Here is a 26,495-nt window from a genome sequence, read left to right as displayed (position 1 = left end):
TAGAACAAGTTTTTCTGTAATTGTTTAAATTAACATAGTTCTGAAATTAACAAACATTGAAAGACTATGAAAGCAGCCTGGACCGAACTTTCTTTTACAGAAGCAAAGAAAACTTACGAGACTATCCACCTATGGACCCAGATCGTAGGTAAAATCAGTTTAGTAAAGACTCCCTGGATAAATCATTCCTGGCACGTGACGCTGTATGTTACCCCTACTGGATTGTCGACAGGAGATATTACTGATGAGGAGAAGCACTTTCAGATTGACTTCGACTTTATTCATCATCAGTTGCAAGTAAAAACCAGCGAAGGGGAATTCCAATCCATGGACTTGAATGAGTTGTCAGTCGCAGGCTGCTATAACAAACTCGTGGCAGTTCTTCATGATTTTAACATCCAGGCAACTATCCACCCTATACCCAACGAGCTTGAGGACCCTATTCCTTTCCACGAAGATGAGACACATGCTACTTATGAGGCCAAACATGCAGTCTCTTTACATCAGGCTCTTCTTCGTGCACATGATGTGTTTACGCAATTCCGGGCTGAGTTTACCGGCAAGTGCAGCCCCGTGCATTTCTTCTGGGGCAGCTTTGATTTAGCCGTATCCCGTTTCTCTGGTCGTGATGCACCCAAACATCCAGGAGGCGTTCCGAATCTTCCTGATTGGGTAGCACAGGAGGCCTATTCCAAAGAGGTCTGTAGCTGCGGATTCTGGCCCGGCAACGAGGCTGTACCCTTCGCCGCCTTTTACAGCTATATTTATCCAGGACCAGAGGACTATAACAAAGCCAGTATCAAACCTGAACAAGCTTATTATCACAAAGAACTGAGAGAGTTTGTTCTTCCATATGAGGCTGTTCAACAAGCAGAGAATCCACAGGCCATGCTCCTGGACTTTCTGCACAGCACCTATGAGGCAGCAGCTGATCTGGCACAATGGGATAGAAAAGCGTTCGAACTAAACAGCTTTAACGGAAGAGAGAATGAAAATCAAAGAGCATATAAGGAGGCTAAAAAAGAGGACTAGTACAGACAATGTTCGTTGCCTTAGTCATCACATAGATTGATGTTTTCATAGCCCGGCTTTAGTATTAAAAAGATAAGTTTCGCAAAACCGTTTTACTACTAGTTTTAAGTCCAAGCGGGATGACTTGTTGATAGATAGATAGATAGATAGATAGATAGATGGCTACAAACGAACCTTATCTACAGCGGCACGGCTTGTATACATATCCTCAACAGGTCGCGCTGGAGCTAAACAATTGCCGAATTGATTTTTAATAAGTGTCGTCCTGCTCAAGCTAATGCGTAACTTAAGGTAATAACTTGCTGGTTGAAAGAAACTGAAAAAGCAGTTTACTTAATTCTTATAAGCAATTAAAATTTCATCGTTCACGCTTGTTTTACTTGCTTTCCTGCTCATCTGTAGAACACCTAAAGGTTAAACCGCCGCTTTAACTGTACGTTTACCCCCAGCGAATAGGGTCGCAGCCCCAGCGGCTCCCGCTCTTTAAAGGTGGAGCCTAAAAAGTAGCTCATCGTTGGCATCAGCATAAGTTCATAGTTACCCAGCACCGACACGTTGTAGCCTACCCCCACCTGCAGGTTATAGTTAGACTGCTCCAGGATGTTTTCTTTTGAAGGGAAAACAACAGTTTCTGTCCATTCGCCATTGCTAAACTGTTTAGTTTCGCCCTTAAGCAGCAGGTTAGCGCCGCCTGCTACTGTCACGTTAAACCGGCGATTGCCTCTTTCAAGGAAGTATTGGGTAACGCCCAGGCGCAAGCCGCCATAGGCATAAGAGCTTATTAGTTGACGCTCCTCTGACATAAGCTTCGACTCCACCACAATAGGGCCGCCATTCAACTGCCTGACGCTGAAGGTGTCAATTTTACCAGTTGTGAGCGTATAGGTAACGTTTTCTTTCAGCTGCATCCAGTTCAACCCTCCTTCCACAAAGAGCCCGGGCTTTAATACCTTGCTGAAGTTGGCGCCAAACTCATAGCCCATCCGCTTCGGGTCCAACTGGTTTACGTTGCGAACACCTGTAATGAGTATATCGTCTGTTGCATTTGGTAGGAACTTACGGAAAGCATAACGCGGAGCGAAATATACGCCTACGGTCCATTCGTTTATGCTGGAAATCCTCTTCTCGAGTGGTGGGCGCTTCTTCTTTTCTTCTTTGGCAGGAACAGTAGCCGCAGCAGGAGAAGCTGCCAGAGAAGCTGTGTCTGCGGGAGAAATCTGAAGCTGCTCCTCAGGGTTTATTGATTTTGCTGTAGTTGTCTCAACCGCAATATTCTGTTTTGTAGTTGTTGTTTCATTCAAACTTTCTGCTTTAGTTGTTTCTATTGCTACTTGATGCGCTTCAATTAACCCTGCAGCCCCATCACGTATCACGTTTTTAACTGCAATGGTGTGCTTTTTCGGGTCAATACTTTCCAGAGGAGTTGCAAAGACAGTATTTCTGTGCGGAAGCAGCGCTATAACCGGTATGTCCGGCCTGTTCCTGCCTACGGCAGCAGCGGTTACCTCTCCTTCCGTAGCTGTGGCTGTAGGTTCAGGTACTATTTGACGCACAACTTGCCTTTCCGGTACCATAGATGTAGTACGGCTCCTTATAATTGGCTGCGCATCCTCCACACGCGAAGCAGGCTGCTTAGTAACAAGCGCGGGTCTTTGTACATCGTCTGTATTTGCTTTATTAGGCGGAGCGGCTACATTTACGGTACCTACTTGTTTATTTATGGTTTTATCTGTATCCGGAATACTGTTTTGCATATGGTAGGTGCCTAGGCCTGTCAGGAGCAGGAGTAGCAGGGGCAGCAGCCACCACAGTGGGCGCCAGTCCTTTTTCGGCTGAACCACCTCTGCCTGTATACTACGCCAGCCTCCCATAGGAGGCTCCTCTTCGAGCTCCAGCATTTTCCGCCTTATCTCTTCAAGTTCTTTATCAGTTAGCATGCTTCAGACATTGATTGTTTAAGAAGAATTTTCTGTAAGGAGGCTTTCGCTTTTGCCAATTGAGATTTAGAGGTACCTTCTGCAATGTTAAGTGTCTCCGCAATCTCTCGGTGGTTATAGCCTTCTACTACATACAGGTTGAAAACCAGTTTGTACCCTTCTGGCAACTGGTTAATGATCACCATCAATTCCTGGCCAGAAATCTGGCTGATGATATCTTCGGTGGAGGGTGTGCTTTCTTCTATGGAGCTATAGTCGAGTTGCTCTTCGATTTTTTTATTCTTATGATAATGGTTGATGGCCGTGTTTACAAATATGCGTCGCATCCACCCTTCAAAAGAGCCTCCATTATAGGAATCCAGGTATTTAAATACTTTCACGAAGGCATCATGGAAAATGTCTTCCGCCTCGAAACGTGACCTGGTATAGCGTACGCAAACAGCCATCATCCGCCGGGAGTAGAGCTGATACAGCTTCTCCTGCGCTGATGCTTTTCCCTGTTTGCATCCTGCAATTATTTCTTCCTCAGAAAGCACGTAGTATTTGGTTTACCATGACCATGCAATACCTAAAACCCTGACAAAATTGAAACACTGGAGCAAAAGCTGACTTACTTATCTTCCACTATTATTTTCACACTCACTTCCTCGTAATCAGTAGAACCCAATTCATCCTGGCCACGTGGATAAACCCGATAAGTAAAAATATCTTCTCCTACAAAATTTCTATTAGGGCGATAAATAAAAACTTCATTTTTTACTCCTTCCCAATAATTCATGATGTCCATTATACCATTAGCCGGACTGACAATTGTTTTGAAAGCCCAGTTTGAATTGGGATAAAAGCAAATTATATCGTTTAAGAAAATTCTTATTTCTCCCTTAGAATTCTTTTTAACTATTAGTGTATCGGCGACAAGCTTTGTTTGGCACATATAGAGATCACTAAACGGAGGAGCTTCAACAACAAATTTTATCTTTGCGATTTTACAAACCCCCCCGCTGCAAATTTCATAAGTTGCACTGTCCAAACCAACATAACCCGGTTCTGGTTTATACCCCATAATCTTTTCATTATCATTGGCATAATTAGGATAAAGTTCTCCATGCACCGGCTGACTATAGGTAATCTTGTCATAAATTTCTACTGTGTCATTTACTGCACTGTATACCCTGCTATCCTTGGTATTGTAAACATAGAGTAGGTCGTCGTTTAGTTTAAAGTTGGTGAAGGTAACCGGCACTACATCCTCTTCCATTTGTTCACATCCCCAGAGCGCCAGAAAAGTACCGGCCGTTACCACGGCAAATGCTTTCCGAAGAACAGATTCAATTTTCATAGCTGAATTTATGGTTTCTAAGGGTAAGACAGGAGGGTGTGGTAAAGCGTTGCCCGGCTATGAAAATAATTTTAAGCAATTTCTGCCACAATTCTTTATCAGTGAATCGGCACGTAGGTCTTTACCTAAGATAAAGATTTATTTTCAAATTATTAAATAAAATTATAAGTAAAGTACAAATAAGTGTTCAAAGAAAAATTAACCTTTTATTTTCTTCTCTGGAAGGGCTCCAGCTTAAGGAAGCCTGCAACAGATGCCTCATTCTAAAGGCTGGCACGGCACATTATGCAGCTTCTCCTCAACTATGTTCCATAGCTTCTCCAGAAATCTCTGTATTAAGAGCCTCTGGGAATGATGCTGCCTTAGCTGCCATAGCGACGGCTTAGACAGCGGTATATTAAATAACGTTCTATAGTAGGAGTCTGTGCTCTCTAGGCTGGGGCAGGGACAATATATGAGAGAGGCCTCATCTTGGGGTAGGACCTCTCCTGGGCATCGCGCTGAGAGTTTTTGCGTCAAGGCGCATAAACCAAAGACTGGAAACTCCTTCACTCCGTGATGAAAGGTAGAATATGCTACATCTTTTTGGAAGGTGCTTTACATTATTTGGTACGAAGGGAGAGAAACTTAAAAGGCCTGCCATTTCTATGGCAAGCCTTCTTTATTAATTAAGCTGTTGTTTATTAATTATGGTTTCCTTTAACACGCCTATCAGAATTTTGGGAGGTGCCGCCACTGGAACTGCTTTGGCCTCCGCTGTAATTGCTAACACCCATCGATCCGTAGCCACCATAGTTGCCCGATGAATTACCGTACATGTTATTGCCAAATGAACCGCCTTTGTTGCCACTGGAATAGCCTGTACCACCGCCATAGTTTTTGCTACCGTAGGAACTTCCCATTCCGGAACCATAATCATCTGCAAAACTCCGGATACCATAATTAGGTATTCCCCGGTTTGAATTAGGGAATTCATCGCCAACACCGCGACCATAGCGTGTGCTACTTAAGCGGTCCCTGTTTCCTGAGTAGTAAGGTTGCGACTCCTGCATGTTGCCTTCGCGCTGGTCACTGTTCAAGGTGTTGTACCGGTCAGAGGTACCATCAAAGCTTGATATTCCGTACCCCTGCCGAATGTTGCCCTGCCAGTTTTCATTACCCCTGAAGTCAGCAGCATAACCTGTGTCCCTATCGTTATCATGGCTGCGATAATTCCCAAAGCGATTTTCCCTATCATCCCTTTCGTAGTCCCTGCTGTTTCGATGCTCGTTATTTCTATAATCGCTGTTTCGGTAATTTCTTTCAAACTGCTGGTTCGGGTCACGCCCTGTTCTTTCTTCCCGGTTATACCTGTCGTTTCGACCATACTCATACCTGTTGTCCCGGTCGTAGTGGTTTTTGTTGCTATTGTCGTAGTCGTACCTGTTTTGGTTGCTGTTGCCACCGTTGTTATAGCGGTCCCTGTCAAATTGTTCCATAGTGTATAATTAGGTTATAAGTCGTTTAATTATTTTAAACGTTAGCCTTGCGTCCTGGTTTTTTCCACTAATGGTGCTCTGTTAATTATCCACCTGTCCGATTTAGCTCATCCAGGCTGTTATTGCGGCGTTTGGAATCAAACTTCTCGCCTCTGCTAAAGTTGTAACGCAGGGTCAGACCAACGGTGCGGTTACGAAAATACTGGTCGAAATCGTTGACGTTTCCGCTGATATCAGTGGTAAAAACAAGCCTGTAGGTTTTAAAGATATCGTTGAAGTTCAGGCTAAGGTCTAGCTTATCATCCAGAAAGCTTTTCTTGAAAGCAATGTGTACCCACCACATCGGCGCAATGCGGTATAAGCCAGATGCTGCCGGTCCTCGATAAACGCCATTTGCTTCCATCTTAAGTTTGATGGGCAACAGGATGTTGTGGTTAGACTGCAGCATGTAAAACACCTGGTCATTTACTATCAACTCATTATTGGCGACCATACTAAATTCATTATAGGAAAGCACCAGCGTGTTGTTGGTATCCCAGTTTTTCATGATGGTAAGCGGCGCAATGGCTGTTAAACTAATGTTCTGGGCATCGTCTACATTACCGGTGGTATAAATGGTGGTGGCCGTTTCCTCTACCAGTATGGGCAGCTCCGAAATCACGTCGTTGATGCGCTGGTAATTCAATATCAGGTTATAAGTCTTTTTGAAAGTTTGTGTAATGCCAAATGCATGTGTAAACTGCGGGCGGAGGAACGGATTGCCCTGTACATAAGTATAAGGGTCACGGTAGGTGATGAAAGGGTTCATGCTACCATAATTGGGGCGCTGTATGCGGCGGCTGTAGCTGTAACTGATATCGTAGTCATCTGTTATCTTCTGCTGTAAAAAGAAGCTTGGAAACAGGCTCAGGTAATTTCGCTCCGTAACCTGCCCCGTTGTCAGTGACTCTCCTTTTGAATGCGTCTGTTCAGCACGTAAACCGGCTTGCAACGTAAATTTCTCTCCTAGTTTGCTGTTCAGGTTGATGTATGCTGCATAGATATCCTCGTCATAGACAAAGTGGTTCGTGCGGTTTATATCCAGCACAGGCACATCGCTGTTATTGAAGTAAAAGCGGGAATCATTGTCCGACATAACCCTGCTAGCTTTAGCACCAACTTCCAGTTTCCGATCCTTTGTGAAGGATTTTGTAAAGTCTATTTTGGCAGAATAAATATCGAATTCATTAGGCGTGTCAGTATACAGAAAGTCTTGTATGGTGGGCGCATCTGTTATTAAGCTATCGTAGTCGTTATAGAAGTTTGCCTTCCCACGGTTTGAGATCTTCACATAATCGATATCAGCTGTTAAGCTCGATCCTAGAGTATCTAGCTTGCCTACATAGTGCACGTTGGAAGTGAAATTGGTAAACTGGTTGGTCAGGTAATTATTAGCATCAATAAATAGTTCGGGCTGGTTAGGGCGGCTGCCGATGTACGTGTCTGTCAGGAAATCTGTCTCCAGAAAGTTAGTGCCGAAGTGAGCCATAAAACCAACGGAGTGTTTGTCATTTAAGCTGTAGTCGGTGCCCAAGCGAACAGCAGGCGGGCCTTGCACCATATAGTTTCCGGTGGCTACCTGATCAAAATAAGTTGTATTTGTTTCTCCGTAAAAAATGCGGGTAAAGGTAGCTTCCCGACCACCTACACGTCGCGCCATATCCAGGTTCAGGAAAGAATTCCAGTTGCTGCTTTTATGGTTAATGTTTCCGCCTGTCGTATAACCATGCTGCTTTCCGTTGTAAGTATAGCCGGCATAAAGGCTTCCGTTTATACCCTGCTGCGTGTTCTTCTTCAGGTTGATGTTCAGGATACCGGAAGAACCTTCTGCATCGTATTTGGCAGAAGGATTGGTAATTATCTCAATGTTTTTGATGTTCTCAGCAGCCATGCCTTCCAGCAGGGTGCGCAGATCCCGGGATGATAAGTAGGTTAGCTTTCCATCGAGCATAATGGTTACGCCAGACCTTCCATTGAGCTGTATGTTACCCTCCTGATCAATAAAGACTCCTGGTGACTTAACTAAAACATCAAAAGCAGTACTGCCAGCTGCCATTGCGGTGCCTTCTACATTTATAATCATCCGGTCTGCCTCCTGCATTATAGTTGGGCGCAGTGTCTGCACGTTTACCTCCTGCAGCTGTGTAGCGATCGGCTTTAGCTTTATGATACCGGTTACTGCTTCAGGATTTCGTGCTGTGACGGATACCCCGCGTATTGTTTTGGTTTCGTAGCCGATAAAACTGATAATAACTTCGTAATCTCCTGGTGCCACGCCAGAGAAGGAGAAGCGACCGCCATTGTCAGTCAGTGTACCTGCCTGGGCATGTGTTGTTCCCTTCTTCAGCAGTGCTACCGTGGCATACTCAACAGGTTTGCCGGAAACGGAGTCAATTAGCACACCTGATATTGTGCCCACGCCTTTGGAAGCATCCGTAGCAGGTATCTGGGGCTGTACCTGTGCCAGTCCTGCCACTGAAATGCTATGGAAAAGGCATAGCTGTCCCAGCAAAAAAAGTAGACTTTTTTTCATAGTTATAGGAGATGTGTGTTTATTCTGTTACTACTGGATCAGCAGCTATACTTCAAAGACAGAAGCAGAAAGCGAAGGTTGCACCTGTTTAGTCTTCAATTTGAAAATAAAGCTAGCGTATTGAAGAGACGACAAGGTAAAGTAAACATTACACCAGTTGATATTTTTGTCAGCCGAGGCACGCAGGTTTTACAGAAAGGAACAGGTAAGGCTAAGCACTTACATTGGTGTAGCCGCCCGGATGTAGGAGAAAATCAATGAGTTATTTCCTCCTACATTCGGGCAGGGAGAGCTTAGTCTTTTAAAGACTCCAAGGCCATACCATGGATTTTCAATTTAACGGCATCACCTACAGTTTTCAGGTTATAGCCGTCTTTCCTGGCTTTGCGAATAAAGTCGCCGTCTATACCATGTATCTTAGCTTCAACAGTCTTGCTGATGGTAAGATTCTGAAGCCCTGCATTTCTCAGGTCTTCGATATATCCTGCATCTACCCCATGAATTTTAGCGGAAATTATTTCTCTGAAGCTCATGTCTTTAAAACCCAAGGCACGGATATCTTTTATGGCAGCGGCATTTAGGCCATGAATCTTCGCCTCCAGAACCTGATCAAGACTCAGTTTATCAAATCCTGCGGATCTTAAGTCTGTTATGTAAGCTGCATTGACCCCGTGAATTTTTAACTCCATCATCTTGTCCAAGCTAAGGTCGCCGAAGCCAAGCGCCTGCATTTCTTTGATGTTCGCCGGATTCACGCCATGTATTTTAGCCCCGATGATTTTATCTATCTGAAGATTTTTAAAACCTGCATTCCGAAGCCCCTCCACATAGGCAGTGTTCACACCATGTATCTTCGCCTCCATCATTTTGTTTAGGGTAAGATCTTCAAAGCCCAAAGCCAGCATTTCCTGCACATACGCCTGATCAATGCCATGTATCCGGGCCTCCACTACTTCTCTAATAGAAGGTTTTTTATTGCTGTATTTTTGGAACAGGGCCATATAGTTTTGGTAATCCGTCATGGACACGCCGTGTATCGCTAACTCCAGCAGCCGCTCTTCCTCCAACTCGTTGTATGTCTTTAGTAAATAGCTAACATATTGTTTGTTTACATCACCGAAAAACAGATGGAACATCAGGTTTTCGTTATTGCTGGTGATGTTGTTTTCAGCCAGGTATTTTTTGAAGGAAGCGTCTTCAGTGAATGTATACTTCCCCTGCCCTACTTCCGCATCCAGATTACCTGTCAGCTGAAGTGTACCGGTTTCCTTTTTCATCACGAAAGTATCATTCCCCTGCTTTTGGAAGAGCCCTTTGTCAAAGCACCTGGACATGTTCCAGGTAGAGGAATTCCTGCTTCCTTTAAACTGCAGGCAGTACGCACCGCCCTCCTGGTTGCTGTACCAATAGCCTTCCGACATATCTGCCTGCTGTCCACTAATATTCATAGAGTATCCGTTTCTCTTAACTACTGGAAGCACTTCCCTTATTACTTCAGAAACAACATCTCTATTCACCAGCGCTTCCCTCACTACCTCCGCTATTCCAGGTGCAGGGGCAGGTTCAGGAGCGGGTTGTGGCTCAGGCATAGGGGCAGGTTCTGGTTGAGGAACTGGAACTGGTAACGGAATAGAAGCAGTATCATTTTGCGGTATTACCTGGCTGATGGCTGGTTCATTCATGAACAGAATGGTACCAAAGAACAGTGGGGCCAGGAAGGTGTATTTCCAATAGCTATGTAAGTTTGATTTCTTTGCGTTCATCATAATAATTCGTTGTTTTAGTAGCGACTGATTATAGTTGATGGTGATGCTGAGCGGCTTGTTAGGGCAGGCTATCTGCAATAGACTCAGTTGATAGTGGTCTTTGCTTACCTGCTCGCTCTCCAGGAGAATGGCGTCGGTCTGGTACTCAATATTCTTTTCTACTTCCTTTTTGTAAAGCCAGATAAGCGGGTTGAACCAAAGGAAAATGACAGCTATCTCAGCGAGCAGTAAATCCACGGTATGCCCCTGCCTGACATGAATTTTCTCATGAGCGATTATCTGTTCATAGGTGGCAAAATCGTAAGCGTCAGGATAAATGAAAATGTATTTAAAGAAGGAACATGGGGCTTGCATGTTCTCTGTATTCACAATAACAAAATCACCCTCATCAACTTTATCGGCACTTCTGATGGCTTTATACAAGATGCTGCAGGCCTGCACGAGCAGGTTAAGCGTAAAGATGACTACGCCAAAGCCATAGAGCATCCCCAGCAAGAAGAGCCAGTCTGAGCGCCAGTTAAGTCCGTAACCTTGTTGCACTTCAGCCCTCTCCTCCACTTCCACAAGAGTGTTTTGAGGTAAGGCTGAAACAGCAGACTTAGGTTCGCCCGTGCTTTCTGCTTTCATGTAAGTTTCCTGCGGGGCAATTTCAAGTGCCAGCTTTGTCGCCCTTGCTTCCGGCTGGCTGCCTGACTGAAAAACAGCAGACAAGAACCCCTGGTTGCTAACAACCTGAGGCATAGAGACAAAGGGCAGGGCAAATGCAAGTACGATGCACCCAATGAGGTAGAGCCTGTTAGTGGAAAAGAAGCTTTCCTGCTGCAGCACACATTTGTAAAAAAGCAAGGCTATTCCAATCACGAAAGAGACCTTTAGCAGATATTCAGTCATGGCATAAAAGGTTAAGATGATTTTTGTGATTTGATAATCTGAATAATTTCATCCAGTTCTTTGTCAGAAAGCTTTTCCTCCCTGGCAAAATGCGTGATCATTTTAGAGAAGGAGTTGCCAAAATATTTTTGCTTTATGTTCGCAACATCCTGTTTTCTGTAATCCGCCAACGCCACCGAGGGCGAGTACCGGTAAGAGTTGCCGAGTTTTTCAGCACTAAGAAACCCCTTCTCCACCAGTATCTTCACCATGGTGGCCACCGTGTTATAATGTGGTTTTGGTTCGGGCATCTCCTCTATAACCTCCTTAATGAACGCATTTTCGAGGCGCCAGATAACCTGCATGATTTGTTCTTCTCTTTTACCTAATTTCTGCATCGTAGTAATATTTACACAATACTACTAACAAATTCGGAGTATTCCTAATTTACTAGTAGTTATACTAACTCGTTAGGATGTTTAAAAGTCAGTGGATTAAAAATGAAGGTGAAAAGATGTTACAGGTAAGGGAAAAGTAATTGATATGAATACAGCCAGGGCGGGTGTAAAAGACTAAAGCCCACTTCTGAACAAAGCAGAAATGGGCTTTAATTTTGGATTTGAATACGCTGCTACTGCCACAGATTATAAGAGATATAAAAACGGCTTGAAAGCCATTTTCTAATACTTTAGCATCATGGTACTTATAGCAGCGCTAAACACATAGTCTTATATGCGCTTATTACTTTTGGCTGTTCAAATATATGCCATAAGCAATGAGTCCGGCTGCAGCCGCGAAGGCAACATACTGCTTATCCCTGATCGTTAAGGACTTATAAAAGTCTATCCCATACTTTCCTGGATTCTGCATCAACGACTCTAATTCAGAGGGATCTTTCAGAATATTTCCTAAAGAAGATTTTAGTGATTTAGTATCTTTCATAGTCTTATGTTTTTTTTGATTAGCGTACGCTTTTAAAAGCATTTGGATATATACTCTGATCAAACCATGTTTAAAGTTCATCCTTTGCGGTGCAATTTTCACTAAAGCCTGCTACAGTAAAAGAATACTTCACTTTTCTTTTACTGTCATAACGCAAGCTCTCTAAAACTCTGTTAGCTAAAGTCACGCGTAACTGCACACATTGTGAAGGCTTCACTTTCAGAATTGGTATATTACCAGTATATCAAGTTGCTATTTAAAGAATGAATGAGATTTATAAGACAAAATCAATGAAATATAAATTTTTTGTTGCATCTTGTAGAATATAATGAACATATATGCCGCCAGAAATGTAGTAGGTATATAATAAAAAAAGAAATATGAATAACGGAACAGTAAAGTTTTACAACGACCTGAAAGGGTTCGGATTTATTAAAGAAGCAAATTCAGATCAGGAATACTTCGTTCACGCATCAGGACTGGTGCATGAGATTAAAGAAAACGACGAAGTAACTTTTGAACTGCAGGAAGGCAGAAAAGGACTAAACGCAGTTAACGTTAAGCGTTCTTAGTCTTAACTTATAAGATGCATAAAAAGGCCTTACATGCAGTAAGGCTTTTTTATTTGCTTGATCGTTTTCAGCCTCTGTCTCTCATAATCCTGCTCCGTTTTCAACTAAAATAGGGCCATTTAAATTACTACAATGAACAGAAAATACTTAGTAGATACCACCACGCGCGAATACCTTTGTGTAGCATTGCAAAAAGGACAAGAATGGGAACCAAATAACCAGGACTCCCTTGAAAGCTTTATGGGCTCCCGGGCCAATAAAAACCGCTCGGACTTTGAGTTAGTGTCGGGCGAATATAACGACAATTCTTTCTTCGAAAAGTGGATACGTAACGGCACAAACTTTTTGTTCCGCTACTAAACTAGACTGAAAAGCCTCCATTTTCGTAGAATAAATAGTATGCAACACCAAAATCAAGAATAATATATGGGTAGATCTCAAGAAACTTTTAGTAAAAAAGAAAAAGAAAAGAAAAAACTAAAGAAAAGACAGGACAAGGAGCAAAAGAAGGAAGAGCGCTTAGCGAATTCCAACAAAGGAAAAGGTATTGACGAAATGCTAGCCTATGTAGATGACGAAGGTAATATTACAGATACTCCTCCGGATCCTACTAAGAAGAAGAAAGAAGTAAAGCAGGAGGATATACAAATAGGTGTGCCGAAGCATGAAGAAGTGGATCCGGCAGACTTAATCAGAAAGGGAACAATAACTTTCTTCAACACCTCTAAAGGCTACGGCTTCATTAAGGACCACGATTCTCAGGATAGCATTTTTGTTCACCAGAACGGTTTAGAAGAGTCGGTGAAAGAAAATGACAAAGTTACCTTCGAAGTTGAGAAGGGCCAGAAAGGCCTGAATGCCGTAAACGTGAAGTTGATCAAATAAATACCTTTTGCCCAGCCTGTCTGTCAGCTACTACAAAGCGAGAACAGGTAAATTACGTCCATTAAGACGGGTGCAGAAGGGACAGATAAAAGCTATAAAAGGCTTTGAACCTAACGCTGAACAGCGGTAAGTTCAAAGCCTTTTTCTATTCTACATTGTAACAACTGCAGCCGAAACAAATTCCTCCTAACAATAAATTACCTCCCTCTACTACGGGGCTCCGAGGCAGAGCCGTGAGAGAAAAGCTTTCTCAACATTAACAGTTACAAAAGACTGTTCCTGCAAGAAAAGTACTCAATTGCTGTCCCTATTCAGTCATTTTCCTTATCAAGAGAAAACCGTTTTTTATAACGCCGCTTCCGAACATAATAACTGAAGGCGGAGCCAGCTGCCAGTACCGCTGTAACCAGAAGCCAGCGGTATAGATAAGTATCTGTGGTTAGCGAAGTAAAGGTATCGGTCATCTGACAGCCTGAGAATAATTGGGAAATAGGCGAGTAACAGGAAAAAACTGATCATCACCGGTACCCGTACATGGTTAACCCAGCCCACCGATACCTTCTCCTCCCGCTGCTGCCGGCGCTGTAAATGCTTCAGGCCACGGTCTATACCAGAATACAGCGGGAAAAGCACAAAATCATGCAGGAATATGCCCGCCGGGAATGCCAAAGCAATCCACAAAGAAACATTACTGAACAGCTTAACACCTGCATATATGGCAAGTATATAGCAGAAGATTACGCCCAGTAAGTGTACCGGACCACGCCCATAACCAGGTATATTTTTCATATCAGACCTCCTCCATAAATGTCATGCGGTAAATCCACTTTGTGTTACGATTGCCCGGAGTCGCCGGAACAATAGCCCGGGCGGGGTAACCATGGTCTAAAGAGAGGTCAACGCCATTCACGCGAAGCGCCAGCAAAGAAAGCGGATCCTGAAACTGATTTCGCCGCATAAAAGCCATGCGGGCCACTGCATCTGTTGATTCAAGTGACTCGAAAAGGACCTTTTCTGCATTCGGCATACCTGCCAGATCCGCGAGATCCCGCATGCGTATCCCTTCCCAGTCCTGGTTGCCCGTAGACCAACCCTCCAGGCATGCTATGGGCAGAGAGGAAGTATACAGCGGCATTGCGAGTAAATCTTCCCGACTCAGCATTTGGTGTGTATTGCCCACCAACTCCAGGCGCCAACCCGGCCCGACTTGCTCCGGGCTTATTCCTGCCTTTTCTGCAGTTTTGTTTACCCGGAAATCGTTGGGCCCTTCTCCCGGGGATTGGGCACGGGGGGAGAGTATGGCGAGCCAACTCCACCGTTGCCCCAGTGTCTGCCCTATAGCCAAGGCGAACATTGTAAGCGAGCTTCCTGCCACCACGGCAATGGCTCCCCGACGTGAGATGGTCGGGGGTGCAGGATCTGTACTCACCAGCCTGCCCTCTTCCCTTGGCTCCGGCTCTGTTTCAGAAAGGGATTTTTGCAATTCATTACGCACGCCTCTGGCTCTTAACCCTTCTACCATTACCGGGAATTTTACGAGCACGTGCAGGACCAAACCGGCTATAAAAATCCAGTTACTATAAAAATGCAGTTGGTTGAATTTGAAGTTATTGATGATAACAAAGTTCTGTATGTATAGTAATCCCGTGAACATCTGGAAAAGAATCCCTCCTATCAGGAACAGGATACTCAGTCGCTCTAAGGCTTGGCCCACCGAATCTGCCAATGGCCACTTATACAGGCTCGGCATAATGGACCACAACTTTGCGAACACCAAAGGAATAAGCGATATACCCAATACAACATGAATTCCTTCTGTGAGCCGGTAGAGCCAGATAGGTCGGGTGGGCCATTCTAATCCCGTCAGAAATCCAAGCAGGCCCATGTCTGGTGTCCGGTTGTTGGTGCCCCCAAGTGCTGGGTTCCAGGCAACGTGGTCTATAAGCCCGGTGATGAATACGATTGGCAGGACAATCAGTAGCATGAGACTAAAGAAGGATGTAAGCCAAGGACCACGGATGGGACTGTACCAGAAATCACGACGGAATGGACCCCAATCCCTAAGGGTATCCCCAATGCGGCGCATCAATCCTTTATTATTCTCAGCCATAACTAGCTTTATTTAAAGATGTTATTTGTCGTATTTCACTCAGAAATGCAGAACGCAGGACGAAGCCAAAGCTCCACTCAGGTTTCTTTACTTGATTCAAACCCTCCACGCAAACTCCTCTTTTGACAGAAACTAAGAGAAGAGTTGATGGCTCTGATAGAACATAAATCCAGAAGGAAAAAGCAGCTGCCATTAATTCGCAGTTTTCTTTCTATAAGTATTGTTTTAATTTAACAAAATAAAATACTTTTATTGATTGCTATCTGCTGATATACGCAAAACATAGCGATAGGCTATACGCATTATGCTTCAGGAACCTGAGATTCTGCTTTACATGCTGCAGATGTTATTATAAATCAATACATCTCTAGAGCAGGTGTCATTTATCCTCTTTTAGAGAATACATAAAGCTATCGGCAGGTCCTCAAAAAACCAATGTTAATGAAAATCGTTAGGCTCTATACTCCGGAAAGATGTAGCCAGAACCACCATGGCTGCGCTAAAGGAGGAAAGTATCTTTCACCGCTCTTTTGATTCAGAATTGGTGATACTCCTGTTTATGAAGCGCTGATAGAAGGTTAAGAGCTTGCTGAAAATGCTGTAGCAAGGCATTAATGATAAGGCTGAATCTGCCCAGGGGTCGTAATTGGTAAGGTAATCTGAATCAGTGTTCCCTGGCCTGGTGCAGAATTAATGCGTATGGTGCCACTCAATAGCTTCACCCGGTCCTGGATGGATTTGATGCCTATCCCCTTTGTCTGGATGTGCTCCAACTCAAAGCCTTTTCCATTGTCTTCGGCCAGCAACACCAGAGAATCCTTATGCTCACGCAGCAGCAAACTTGCCTCTGTAGCCTGGGCGTGCTTTACAATGTTGTTTGCCAGTTCCTGTGCCATGCGATAAGTACTTATCTGCAGATGCCTTTCCAAATCGCTCCGAAGGCTAAAAACCAGGCACTGGAACTCCAGCTTTTCTGTATTGAATATAGCACAAATCTGCTTCATGGCAACTTCCAGCCCAAAGTGCTCTAAAACGGATGGGGTAAGCTCATGAGAGATACTGCGGACCTGTGTGATTGCCTGCTCCAGCATCTGGTCTGTTTTCATAACAGAGGCCTTTACTTTGCTAACATCCTGTGCTATCTCCTCCTTTGTGAGTTTGTCCAGGTTGAGTTTAGCGCCGTACAGCAGTTGACCTATACCGTTGTGCAGGGCTTCCGCAATGCGCCTTCGCTCTGCTTCCTGCGTTTCCATAATTGCCAAAAGCAGCTCTCGCTGTTGGTTTAGCCGCAGCTCCAGGTTTTCCTTTTCCAGCCGCTTTAGGGCGGATATGTCACGGGTAATTACCAACACACTTTCTATTGTGCCGTCTTCAGAGAACTCAGCAACAAGCTGAGAATGATAATATACCCTGCCATGAGGCAAGGCATAGGAATTATTGTGGTCGGGTGTTTCACCCGTCTGTAATACCTGCATGACTTTTTCTTTTAAAGACAGGCGCATATTTTCAGGCTGTTCTGTCTCAACAGTTTCCTGCAGGAGCAACAGCGGAACAGGCAAATCAGTACTTGTAACGAAGCTTTGGTTATTAAAAATAATCCTGAGGTCCTTGTCCCAGCGGGTAATAACATCTGGCGTGTTATCTATCAGCGTGCGAATGTGCAGTTCACTCTGCCGGATCTTTTCTTCTGCCTGCTTTTGCTCCGTAATGTCATGCACAATACCAACAAATCTGACTGCCTTGCCATCGCTGTCACATTTTACCTTGCCTGTGCTGTGCAAATACCGCATCTGACCGTCTCGCCTGTAAATGCGACGTAAGTACTCGTAAGGCTGCTTGTCGCGGATAGCCTGTTCGAGTATCTGCCGTACCACCAGCGCGTCATCCGGGTGTGAAGAAGCATCGATCTGCTCCAGAGAAATAACTTTGTCTTCAGGTACAAGCCCCAATAAACGGAACATACCCTCTGAAAAGCGGAAGGTTAGCGTGGCAATATCACCATAGTAACTCCCAACATGGCCCACCTGCTCTGTCTCGCGCAGCAGCATTTCGTTTTCGCGTAATATCTGCTGGGCCTGCACCTGTTCAGTGATGTCCTGTATCGTACCCATCACGATGATGGCCCTGTTAGTTGCATCGCGCACTACTTTCCCCTTCAGGTGCAGGTCCCGTTCCACCTTATCTCTCCGGACAATTTTGTAGATATGGTTTAGTGACTTGTTCCCTTTATAGAACTCATCTAAAGCTTTCGCATACATTTCCTTGTCATCCGGGTGAACGTAAGCGGCATATGCCTCAGAGGTTATTTTTTCGCTCTGTGGCTCCAATCCGTGGATACGGTACAATTCATCCGACCAACTAATAGCATCATACGGGTAGGCAGCCTCAAAGCTACCAATATGCCCCAGTGTCTGCGCATCCTCAAGTCGCCGCTGCTCTTCTTCCAACTTCTGCTGGATATTCTGGAGTTTATTCAGCGTCGCCTGCAGCGAAAGCCGTTTGCCTTTAAGGTCCTTTACTTTCTCCTGGCTCCTGACAAGTTCTGTAACTTCCGTAACTTTATGGATGATATAGGAAACCTCAACTGAGTCGTTCAGCACTGGGGTATTTGAAGTGCTCCAGTGCTTTTCTTCAAAGCCACCGCCAAGATGCGTGGGCTTGGGCACATGATAATGCTGTAGCTCCATTTGGTGCGGTTTCTTCGTATTCAGCACCTTCTTTAAAGAACTGTGCAGGTTCTTAACAGCATTTGCATCTGGTGTAGCGGAGCTTTCCGTGAAAGCATCGAAAATATACTTCCCAAGCAAGTCTTTCCTTACAGATTTAGTAGCCGCCAGATAAGCATCGGATACAAACTGAATTTTCAGGTCAGGAGACAAAATGAGGTAAGCATCCGGTGCAGCCGCTATTATTTTCAGGAGGCTTTTATACTCCTGCTGCACATCAACCTGGTTCTGTTCCAGTGCTTTCTGAAAATCAGAACTGCTGTTGGTGCGGGTGCTGTCATTTCTCATAAGATTCCTTTCTCGTGCTATGTAAGGCTAATAAACTACTTCCTCAGGCTCTGACAAGTTCAGGCAAAACACCGCACTTTAGGTCAGCCCCCCAAGCACCTTGAATCTGCATGTTTATTAACCCCCTGCACGTACCTTCAGCATGGCACAACATCCAGGAGCATAAAAATTTATTTAGTTTATAAATATACCAATATTATATATAGACAACAACACTTATGTGTACCTATGTGCAGGAATTAGCAATTTAATTGAGGCTCCTGCGCATTTTAAGGGTTCAATAGCTCTAATTTTTTAGGAAGGCGGATGTAAAAGATGGAGCCTTTGCCTTCTTTGCTCTCACACCATATCTGGCCCTTGTGCCACTTTACAATGGTTTAAATACTAGACATACCCAAACCGATAGAAGGCTCACCTTTGATGCTGGGCCTACGGGCTTCGGTGATTTTGTCAAACAAGAAGCCATGGTATATTGCTGGTATGCCTATTCCATTGTCGGCCACCATAAACAGCAAGGTTTCCTGATCTTTTTCTACGCTGACAGTAATTGTTCCACCGTCAGGCGTAAATTTCATCGCATTGGATATAAGATTGCTGATGCACAGCATAAACTTGTTGTCGTCCAGTTCAATGTAGATGCTTTCGCTGGAGGAAAGGAAGCGATTGGTCTTGCTGGATCCCTTTACGGCGTTTTTTTTATCTGAAAATCGCTTTAGATAGTTGCTGTGATTTTTTATGCGGGTGATATTATCGGCAAAATTAACTATTTGCCTTTGACATGATTCTTATTCAAGCAGGAAAGGCGTCAGGCACAGCCACCGCTCCCTTTGGTCAGCTAACAGTATGCGAAGCTATATCCTTTAGAAGCTTCCCTTTCAGCACCTGCCGATACTTCTCTTCTAAATCATACAGGTCTTCAGGGTGCACCATGCAAAGCAAGGATGAAAGGTCAGAGGCGCTCTCTTGTTTTTTAAGGAAAATCCGTTAGAAGGCAGTGCTAATGTAAGTGAACTTGCCGGAGGTAAGACCATATGATTTACCTGAGCACTTTTCACACCCACGCAGGTTGAAAACTCGAAGCATGGGAATGATGTGTCCTAATTATTGTCGAGATTAAGCTGCGCAGGTTTGTTAAACCTGAATTTCGTTTCGACCCTTTTTCTACTTGTATTTCAGCTCAATATAAGAAGTACCTACTATAGAAATACCGCTAAGTAATAGCAAAATGAATCTATCATTTTGCTATAGTTGTACTTTTACCTCATCTAATATAAAACAAGCAATTAAAAACAATTGCAGCGTCATTCCTCTATTCAACATAGCATATGTTTTATATAAATAACATTTTATTTCACCTATGTTGAAACATAATTTAAAAATACAAAGTATTCTTCCCGGAAACCAATCCAATTAATTTTTCAGTCAGTACTAGCATATACTTCTACTAAGTCAAAGAAAATTCAAAACCCCGGGCCCTATTTATGGACAAAATCTACACTGAATTCACCCTTAAGATCTGTCTTGTTAGCATATTAAAGAAATGGGGGGTAAAACTTCTCCAATTTACTATTCCTGTTTTATGCCTGTTGCTGCTGCAGCCCTACGTTGCTCATGCGCATGGAACGCTAATGCCAGCCTTACAGCCTGCGGGCGAATTTATTTCCGACATCACTGCCTCCTCAGGCAAAGCCTACACTGAAACACAGCTGGCCGTAGGGGTAAATCATTACACTGACCGCACCTATCAGGTGACGAGCCTACCCTCCTCGCTGGCCGGCACCTCCTTGATCCGGACTGCCAACGACGACAAGAAGAGCACCAGCACCAACTTACTATCTTTCAACCTGAGCCAGAACGCCACCGTGTACGTGGCCTACGACCCGCGTGCTTCGGCGCTGCCCTCCTGGCTGAGCGGCTGGCAGAAGCTTACCGACAGGGTCGGGGTCAACGACGCGAAGATCGGCTACATGGAGCTCTACAGCAAAACCTTCCCTGCGGGCACTGTCACACTAGGGGGCAACCTGCAGAGCCCTGCTGCCGGTGCCCAAAACAATTACTTCGTAATCGCAAAAGAGGCAGCAACCTCAATGGGTTTAGTTAGTTCCGTCACAGCTAGCAGCAGCCTGAACTATATCTTGGCTGACCTGGCCGTAGGAGTAAATCATTACACTGACCGCACCTATCAGGTGACGAGCCTACCCTCCTCGCTGGCCGGCACCTCCTTGATCCGGACTGCCAACGACGACAAGAAGAGCACCAGCACCAACTTACTATCTTTCAACCTGAGCCAGAACGCCACCGTGTACGTGGCCTACGACCCGCGTGCTTCGGCGCTGCCCTCCTGGCTGAGCGGCTGGCAGAAGCTTACCGACAGGGTCGGGGTCGACGACGCGAAGATCGGCTACATGGAGCTCTACAGCAAAACCTTCCCTGCGGGCACTGTCACACTAGGGGGCAACCTGCAGAGCCCTGCTGCCGGTGCCCAAAACAATTACTTCGTAATCGCAAAGGCTGAGCAGGACCAACATACAGGTTATAATCTCGCCGTAAGCGTAAGCGGCAGTGGCACGGTCATCAAAAATCCAGACCAGACCACTTACTCCCCAGGCACCAGCGTCAGCTTAACTGCGACAGCAGCCTCAGGCTATGCTTTCAGTGGCTGGAGCGGAGACGCCTCGGGCACGGTAAACCCGCTGTCCGTAACGATGGACGGCAATAAAAGCATTACAGCCAGCTTCACTCCTACCAACCCCGGAAGCCTGGCAATGCTATTATTTACACCCACTTCTACAACTGTAAATTTACCCAGCGGACAACAGAAAGAACTGAAAGTAAACCTTAATAACTCTGACGAAGACCCTGTTGTTGTACAGCTTACGGCAACAGAAGAAAACAGCACTAATGCTCCAAACTGGCTACTTTATGGTGACAAGCCTCTGTCTGAAGCAAACAACCTGACTTATAACCTTGGAGAATCAGGTAATGAGGTAGTTTTCACCATCAACGCCACCACGCTTGCCGCCGGCACTTATACGGCAACTGTAAAAGCAGCTGCAACAGGCTTTACACCGGCAGAGCTTGTTGTTACACTAGAAGTAGACAGCTACGAAGAAGGACTCAGGCCCTATGTTACTGCAGTACGTCCTGCTGATGGAGCCATTAGCGTGTCTTTAGGTCAGTCCATTTCAGTTGATGTGCGCTACCCAAGCGGTAAATCGATAGATGGCAACACCGTAAACCCCTCCACAGTGAAGTTGTATAAGGTAGAGGGAACTACAAAAACAGAAGTGACCGGAACAGCGGTGAATGCAACAGCAGCCGGAGATGCGATCACGCTATCAGCCAGCCTTGCCTTAAACACTACGTACGAGTTTTTCATCAGCGAAAAGGTAAAGGATGGAAACGGGTACATGATGAAACCGTTCACCTCGCGCTTTAAGACGATCAGCTCCACCAGCGATATTCCGACAGACCTTGAAGGAATAGCATTCAAAGAACAAATATTAGTTGACAACTCCTTTGGCAGTGATGGTTTTACATCGTTGGTGGTCGGCCCGGATCATAAGTTGTATGCCACTACATCGGGCGGTAAAATTGAGCGCTGGAACATAGAAGTAGACGGCACCCTTACCAACAATGTCACCATCTCTCCTTTTGGAGCCTCCAGACGCCTGCTCATAGGGTTCCGGTTTGATCCTTCGGCATCAGAGAATAAACTCATTGCCTGGATCAGCCACTCTTCACCTGAATTTACGAATGCGCCTGACTGGGCTGGTAAGCTATCTCAAATTGACTTAAGTAACCCTTCCAGCCCGCAGGTTACGGATTATGTCATCAACCTGCCCCGTTCTTTTAAAGATCATGCCACCAACGGTATTGATTTCGGACCGGATGGCGCTTTATACTTCCTGCAGGGTGGCAACACAGCCATGGGGGCACCTGACGCTGCCTGGGGCTTTAGACAGGAAAGCTTACTTTCGGCAGCAGTGTTGCGACTGGATGTACAGAAGGCACAGCAGCTTGCGCTGCCTCTTGATGCCAAAACAGCAGAAGGTGGTACTTATAACCCCAAAGCCACAAACGCTCCTTTAACAGTCTATGCCTCTGGTATCAGAAACGCCTATGATCTGGTATGGCACTCCAATGGGCAACTTTATGTGCCAACAAACGGCTCAGCGGCGGGCGGCAACACCCTAGCACTAAAATCAGGCAGCGTGTGGTCGAACGGGGAAATTTATACTGGTCCAGATGTACCAGCCATGAGTGACGTACGCCTTACGCAAAGCGATTATCTGTTTAGAATAGAAAAAGATGGATATTACGGACACCCTAACGTTACACGCAACGAGTACATCATGAACGGGGGTAACCCAACAGCAGCAGTAGATCCAGGAGAAATCACCTGGACAGAGAATGGTGAGGCTTATGGCTATCCGGTAGGAACGCCACAGGAACCTTCCTACAAAGGTTGGGCCTTTGACTTTGGTCTGAATAAATCTCCGAACGGTGTGATTGAGTATAAGAGCAGTGCTTTTGAAGGCAAGCTGCAAGGAAAGCTGCTGGTGTGCCGCTTTAGCGGCGGTGATGACATTATAGTACTGGAACCGGGAACGAGCAACCTGGACATTATACGTGCTACGGAGGGTAGTGAAGTACCTGGTCTGCGCCGCCCGTATGCCAACCCTCTGGATGTAATTGAGGATACGCGTACAGGAAACCTTTACATTTCAGAATACTTCGACGGAAACGGTGATGGGCAGCCGCGCATTACCCTGCTGCGGGTAGGGCAAGCTGAAACGGAACCACAAATTGCTGTTAAACTTATAAACGCCGGTGGCAACCAACTAGTTGACAGTCAGTCCCGCACGTGGTCAGAAGACATCCATTTCTCTGGCGGGATCACATCCTCCAAAACTTTTGATGTGGTCGGCACGACCGATGATGAACTTTACCGAAACTACCGCTACGCTTCCTCAGGAGCACCCTTCAGCTACAGCCTGCCAATGAGCGAGGCGGGTACTTACACGGTGAAGCTGCACTTCCTGGAGCCATACTTCGGGGCACCGGGCGGAGGTACGGGAAGGGTTGGTGCAAGAGTTTTCCACGTGGACATAGAGGGGCAGCGGGTGCTGAACAACTATGACATCTTAGCGCAAAAAGGAGCGGGACAGGCCGTTGTGAAAACTTTTTATGGAATAAATGTTACAGACGGTTCGCTGGACCTTCTCTTCACCTCTGTAAGAGACAACGCCATCATCTCGGCCATAGAAATAACCAAGGCCTCCACGCCTATCAACTACGCACTAAACGTGAATGCCACCGGTAGCGGCACAGTCTCCAAAAGCCCGAACCAAGACAGCTACGCTGCAGGAACGAGTGTGACACTCACCGCCACACCAGCCGCAGGGTATGAGTTTGCAGGTTGGCTAGGCGGTGCCACCGGTCTAGAGAACCCGCTCACCCTGACCATGGACGGCGACAAGAGCATCACGGCTACCTTCAATCAGGTTCAACAGACATATTATACGCTTACTGTAGGCATGGAAGGCAACGGCACAGTTACCCGCAGCCCTGACCAGGAAAGCTACGAGGCAGGAACCACCGTCACACTCACGGCCACGCCTGCCACAGGTTACCGGTTTACAGGCTGGAGTGGCGGCGCCACCGGCACGGAAAACCCTGTTACAGTCACAATGGATGACGACAAATCTGTCAAGGCGAACTTTGAGGTGATAACAAACCTGAATACTATGTTAGTGAATGCCGGTGGTGCACAGCACACTGATGTTGACGGCAAAAGCTGGTCGGCAGACGTCCACTTCTCTGGCGGAGTCACATCCTCTAAAACCTTTGACGTGGCCGGCACGACAGATGATGAACTGTACCGAAACTACCGCTACGCTTCCTCAGGAGCACCTTTCAGCTACAGCCTGCCAATGAGCGAGGCGGGCACTTACACCGTGAAGCTGCACTTCCTGGAGCCATACTTTGGGGCACCGGGCGGAGGCACGGGGAAAGCCGGAGCCAGGATCTTCCACGTGGACATAGAGGGGCAGCGGGTGCTGAGCAACTATGACATTTATGCCCAGGACGGGGCAGGCAAGGCCATTATCAAAATTTTTGACGGGGTAAACATATCTGACGGAGAACTAAATATTGACTTCTCCTCTGTAAAAGATAATGCTATCATCTCGGCAATAGAAATAACGAAGGCTTCTACTCCTACCAACTATGCACTAAACGTGAATGCCACCGGTAGTGGCACAGTCATCAGAAGCCCTGACCAGGACAGCTACGCTGCAGGAACAAGCGTGACACTCACCGCCACTCCGGCCGCAGGGTATGAGTTTGCAGGTTGGCTAGGCGGTGCCACCGGTCTAGAGAACCCGCTCACCCTGACCATGGACAGCGACAAGAGCATCACGGCTACCTTCACTCAGGTTCAACAGACAAGTTATACCCTTACTGTAGGCATGGAAGGCAGCGGCACAGTTACCCGCAGCCCCGAGCTCGACAGCTACGAGGCAGGAACAACCGTAACACTCACGGCCACTTCTGCTACAGGTTACCGGTTTACAGGCTGGAGCAGCGATGTATCCGGCAGAACCAACCCGCTTGTGGTAACAATGGATAGCGACAAGATGGTGACGGCCCACTTTGAGCCGGAGCCATACTTCCTCACCGTAGAGGCGGGAGTAGGAGGTTTAACAAGCAATAGCCCCTCTAAAACTGCTTATGGGTATGGAGATGAAGTAAGTATAACGGCTATTCCGGAACCTGGCTATGAGTTTGTGGAATGGACAGGCGACATAACAGGCACCAGTAATCCACTGGAAATCACGGTGACCGAAAGCATCACCATCAAAGCAAACTTCAGGCTGAAGCAGTATGTGCTGACGACGAATGCAGGGCCAGGTGGAAGTGTTTCAACAGATCCTGCTCTTACAAGCTATGCGTATGGTGCCGTCGTAACGCTGACGGCAACACCGGATGCAGATTCACAGTTCTCCGGATGGTCTGGCGATGTTTCCGGCACCCTTAACACGGTCACCATCACGATGGATTCCGATAAGTCAGTTACAGCAAACTTTACCGCCAAGGTAATGACTAGCAGTACTGTAAGAATAAACGCCGGTGGACCTGCGAAAGAGATTTCAGGAATGATATGGACAGGGTGCCCTGACGCAGCTGGCTGCAATAACTATGTAACTGGCGGTAACTCCTATGTCAATACAAGTACTACTGTCACAGGTATTCCTCAGTACATGGACCAGGAAATCTTTCAAACTGGCTGGGAAAATACAGTCGATACGAATCAAGAGATAAATAGTACTGCATTTACTTATAACATTCCAGTGACAAGCGGTGATTACCTTGTTCGGCTCTATTTTGTGGAGCTGGATAACATCTCAGAAGGGCAGCGGGTGTTTGATGTAAACATAGAGGGCGGCATAAATGAGCTAAGCAGTTTAGACATAGTGAAGGAAGCGGGACTGAAAACGGTCCTTATGCGGGAGATACCGGTAACCATAACCGATGGCAACATAACCATTGATTTCAACCGGCAGGTAAACACACCCACTATAAGTGCTATTGAAATAGTACCTGCCAGCGCTGGATCACTGATAGGAGTCCCAACAGAAAACAGTCTTGATGCCATGTCCATTACGGCATATCCAAACCCTAACCCAGGTGATATAGTCTATGTAGATCTTGCTAACTTCGGCCAAAATGAGGTTATTAGCCTCTCCATTTACAGCGTCTCCGGGCTTCTTGTGCATGAACAGAAAACAGAGACAGATGCACTGGGAAAAGCTAGCATAGAGATGCGACCAGGCAAGAAGTTGAGTATGGGCGTCTACATCATAAGAGCAATTTCACCTACCGGGACATCTAACACCAAACTCTCAATACAGTAAATTCTAATACAGCTAAATGCCCCTGTTCCCTTTGGTTTAAAGGTGGAGCAGGGGCATTG

17 protein-coding genes are annotated in these 26,495 nt (G+C 45.8%); 5 read left to right on the top strand and 12 right to left on the bottom strand.

Annotation, left to right across the window (positions count from 1 at the left end; all coding sequences use genetic code 11):
• Nucleotides 1–66 precede the first annotated feature (66 nt).
• On the top strand, nt 67–1,032 hold the full coding sequence (locus E1919_RS15330; RefSeq protein WP_162054283.1) for a DUF5996 family protein: 966 nt from the start codon (nt 67–69) through the stop codon (nt 1,030–1,032).
• A 407-nt stretch (nt 1,033–1,439) separates the two neighbouring features.
• Here the strand turns inward: E1919_RS15330 and E1919_RS15325 are convergent, their stop codons facing one another.
• From E1919_RS15325 to E1919_RS15290, 8 genes are all read right to left on the bottom strand, one after another.
• Nucleotides 1,440–2,969 (bottom strand): porin family protein, encoded by a 1,530-nt coding sequence (locus E1919_RS15325; RefSeq protein ID WP_162054282.1) that lies wholly within the window; start codon nt 2,967–2,969, stop codon nt 1,440–1,442.
• Nucleotides 2,963–3,505, bottom strand: a complete 543-nt coding sequence (locus E1919_RS15320; protein ID WP_237144442.1) for an RNA polymerase sigma factor — start codon at nt 3,503–3,505, stop codon at nt 2,963–2,965. Before E1919_RS15320 ends, E1919_RS15325 begins: the two co-directional genes overlap by 7 nt.
• Before the next feature lie 74 nt (nt 3,506–3,579).
• Nucleotides 3,580–4,308, bottom strand: a complete 729-nt coding sequence (locus tag E1919_RS15315; protein ID WP_162054281.1) for a hypothetical protein — start codon at nt 4,306–4,308, stop codon at nt 3,580–3,582.
• 683 nt (nt 4,309–4,991) lie between these two features.
• The gene (locus tag E1919_RS15310) at nt 4,992–5,786 is read right to left on the bottom strand and encodes a hypothetical protein (RefSeq protein WP_162054280.1); all 795 of its coding nucleotides are present in this window, start codon (nt 5,784–5,786) and stop codon (nt 4,992–4,994) included.
• 85 nt (nt 5,787–5,871) lie between these two features.
• Nucleotides 5,872–8,358 (bottom strand): TonB-dependent receptor domain-containing protein, encoded by a 2,487-nt coding sequence (locus E1919_RS15305; protein WP_162054279.1) that lies wholly within the window; start codon nt 8,356–8,358, stop codon nt 5,872–5,874.
• 293 nt (nt 8,359–8,651) lie between these two features.
• Nucleotides 8,652–11,015, bottom strand: a complete 2,364-nt coding sequence (locus tag E1919_RS15300) for a M56 family metallopeptidase (RefSeq protein ID WP_162054278.1) — start codon at nt 11,013–11,015, stop codon at nt 8,652–8,654.
• An 11-nt stretch (nt 11,016–11,026) separates the two neighbouring features.
• Nucleotides 11,027–11,392 carry a BlaI/MecI/CopY family transcriptional regulator gene (locus E1919_RS15295; RefSeq protein ID WP_162054277.1) on the bottom strand — a complete coding sequence of 122 codons (366 nt, stop codon included), beginning with the start codon at nt 11,390–11,392 and terminating at the stop codon, nt 11,027–11,029.
• 343 nt (nt 11,393–11,735) lie between these two features.
• Nucleotides 11,736–11,936: a hypothetical protein gene (locus tag E1919_RS15290; protein ID WP_162054276.1), complete on the bottom strand. Its 201-nt coding sequence runs from the start codon at nt 11,934–11,936 to the stop codon at nt 11,736–11,738.
• A gap of 380 nt (nt 11,937–12,316) precedes the next feature.
• On the opposite strand from E1919_RS15290, the gene E1919_RS15285 reads away from it, so the two are divergent.
• The 3 genes from E1919_RS15285 to E1919_RS15275 all read left to right on the top strand — a co-directional run bounded on the left by E1919_RS15285 (nt 12,317) and on the right by E1919_RS15275 (nt 13,393).
• Entirely contained in the window at nt 12,317–12,508 is a 192-nt protein-coding gene (locus tag E1919_RS15285) for a cold-shock protein (protein WP_115566233.1), read from the top strand.
• A 132-nt stretch (nt 12,509–12,640) separates the two neighbouring features.
• Nucleotides 12,641–12,868 carry a hypothetical protein gene (locus tag E1919_RS15280; RefSeq protein WP_162054275.1) on the top strand — a complete coding sequence of 76 codons (228 nt, stop codon included), beginning with the start codon at nt 12,641–12,643 and terminating at the stop codon, nt 12,866–12,868.
• Between the two features lie 66 nt (nt 12,869–12,934).
• On the top strand, nt 12,935–13,393 hold the full coding sequence (locus tag E1919_RS15275) for a cold-shock protein (RefSeq protein WP_162054274.1): 459 nt from the start codon (nt 12,935–12,937) through the stop codon (nt 13,391–13,393).
• 345 nt (nt 13,394–13,738) lie between these two features.
• Here E1919_RS15275 and E1919_RS15270 read toward each other — a convergent pair whose 3' ends face one another.
• The 4 genes from E1919_RS15270 to E1919_RS15255 all read right to left on the bottom strand — a co-directional run bounded on the left by E1919_RS15270 (nt 13,739) and on the right by E1919_RS15255 (nt 19,143).
• On the bottom strand, nt 13,739–14,182 hold the full coding sequence (locus E1919_RS15270) for a hypothetical protein (protein ID WP_162054273.1): 444 nt from the start codon (nt 14,180–14,182) through the stop codon (nt 13,739–13,741).
• 1 nt (nt 14,183) lies between these two features.
• Nucleotides 14,184–15,503, bottom strand: coding sequence for a molybdopterin-dependent oxidoreductase (locus tag E1919_RS15265; RefSeq protein WP_202915918.1), 1,320 nt, complete (start codon nt 15,501–15,503; stop codon nt 14,184–14,186).
• 611 nt (nt 15,504–16,114) lie between these two features.
• The gene (locus tag E1919_RS15260) at nt 16,115–18,517 is read right to left on the bottom strand and encodes a PAS domain-containing protein (RefSeq protein WP_162054272.1); all 2,403 of its coding nucleotides are present in this window, start codon (nt 18,515–18,517) and stop codon (nt 16,115–16,117) included.
• A 377-nt stretch (nt 18,518–18,894) separates the two neighbouring features.
• Nucleotides 18,895–19,143 carry a sensor histidine kinase gene (locus tag E1919_RS15255; RefSeq protein ID WP_262888723.1) on the bottom strand — a complete coding sequence of 83 codons (249 nt, stop codon included), beginning with the start codon at nt 19,141–19,143 and terminating at the stop codon, nt 18,895–18,897.
• An 855-nt stretch (nt 19,144–19,998) separates the two neighbouring features.
• Between E1919_RS15255 and E1919_RS15250 the strand changes: the two genes are divergently transcribed.
• Nucleotides 19,999–26,436: an InlB B-repeat-containing protein gene (locus E1919_RS15250; protein ID WP_162054270.1), complete on the top strand. Its 6,438-nt coding sequence runs from the start codon at nt 19,999–20,001 to the stop codon at nt 26,434–26,436.
• Nucleotides 26,437–26,495: the final 59 nt, after the last annotated feature.

This window comes from Pontibacter pamirensis (assembly GCF_010015475.1).
GTDB lineage: Bacteria > Bacteroidota > Bacteroidia > Cytophagales > Hymenobacteraceae > Pontibacter > Pontibacter pamirensis.
Note: the sequence above shows the minus strand (reverse complement) of the source record. Positions and strands in the feature narration are given on the sequence as shown.

Excerpts from the sequence above, each read along its gene's own strand:
- E1919_RS15330 (WP_162054283.1), top strand. The coding sequence starts at position 67 with ATGAAAGCAGCCTGGACCGAACTTTCTTTTACAGAAGCAAAGAAAACT.
- E1919_RS15325 (WP_162054282.1), bottom strand. The coding sequence starts at position 2,969 with ATGCTAACTGATAAAGAACTTGAAGAGATAAGGCGGAAAATGCTGGAG.
- E1919_RS15315 (WP_162054281.1), bottom strand. The coding sequence starts at position 4,308 with ATGAAAATTGAATCTGTTCTTCGGAAAGCATTTGCCGTGGTAACGGCC.
- E1919_RS15310 (WP_162054280.1), bottom strand. The coding sequence starts at position 5,786 with ATGGAACAATTTGACAGGGACCGCTATAACAACGGTGGCAACAGCAAC.
- E1919_RS15305 (WP_162054279.1), bottom strand. The coding sequence starts at position 8,358 with ATGAAAAAAAGTCTACTTTTTTTGCTGGGACAGCTATGCCTTTTCCAT.
- E1919_RS15300 (WP_162054278.1), bottom strand. The coding sequence starts at position 11,015 with ATGACTGAATATCTGCTAAAGGTCTCTTTCGTGATTGGAATAGCCTTG.
- E1919_RS15295 (WP_162054277.1), bottom strand. The coding sequence starts at position 11,392 with ATGCAGAAATTAGGTAAAAGAGAAGAACAAATCATGCAGGTTATCTGG.
- E1919_RS15290 (WP_162054276.1), bottom strand. The coding sequence starts at position 11,936 with ATGAAAGATACTAAATCACTAAAATCTTCTTTAGGAAATATTCTGAAA.
- E1919_RS15285 (WP_115566233.1), top strand. The coding sequence starts at position 12,317 with ATGAATAACGGAACAGTAAAGTTTTACAACGACCTGAAAGGGTTCGGA.
- E1919_RS15280 (WP_162054275.1), top strand. The coding sequence starts at position 12,641 with ATGAACAGAAAATACTTAGTAGATACCACCACGCGCGAATACCTTTGT.
- E1919_RS15275 (WP_162054274.1), top strand. The coding sequence starts at position 12,935 with ATGGGTAGATCTCAAGAAACTTTTAGTAAAAAAGAAAAAGAAAAGAAA.
- E1919_RS15270 (WP_162054273.1), bottom strand. The coding sequence starts at position 14,182 with ATGAAAAATATACCTGGTTATGGGCGTGGTCCGGTACACTTACTGGGC.
- E1919_RS15265 (WP_202915918.1), bottom strand. The coding sequence starts at position 15,503 with ATGGCTGAGAATAATAAAGGATTGATGCGCCGCATTGGGGATACCCTT.
- E1919_RS15260 (WP_162054272.1), bottom strand. The coding sequence starts at position 18,517 with ATGAGAAATGACAGCACCCGCACCAACAGCAGTTCTGATTTTCAGAAA.
- E1919_RS15250 (WP_162054270.1), top strand. The coding sequence starts at position 19,999 with ATGGACAAAATCTACACTGAATTCACCCTTAAGATCTGTCTTGTTAGC.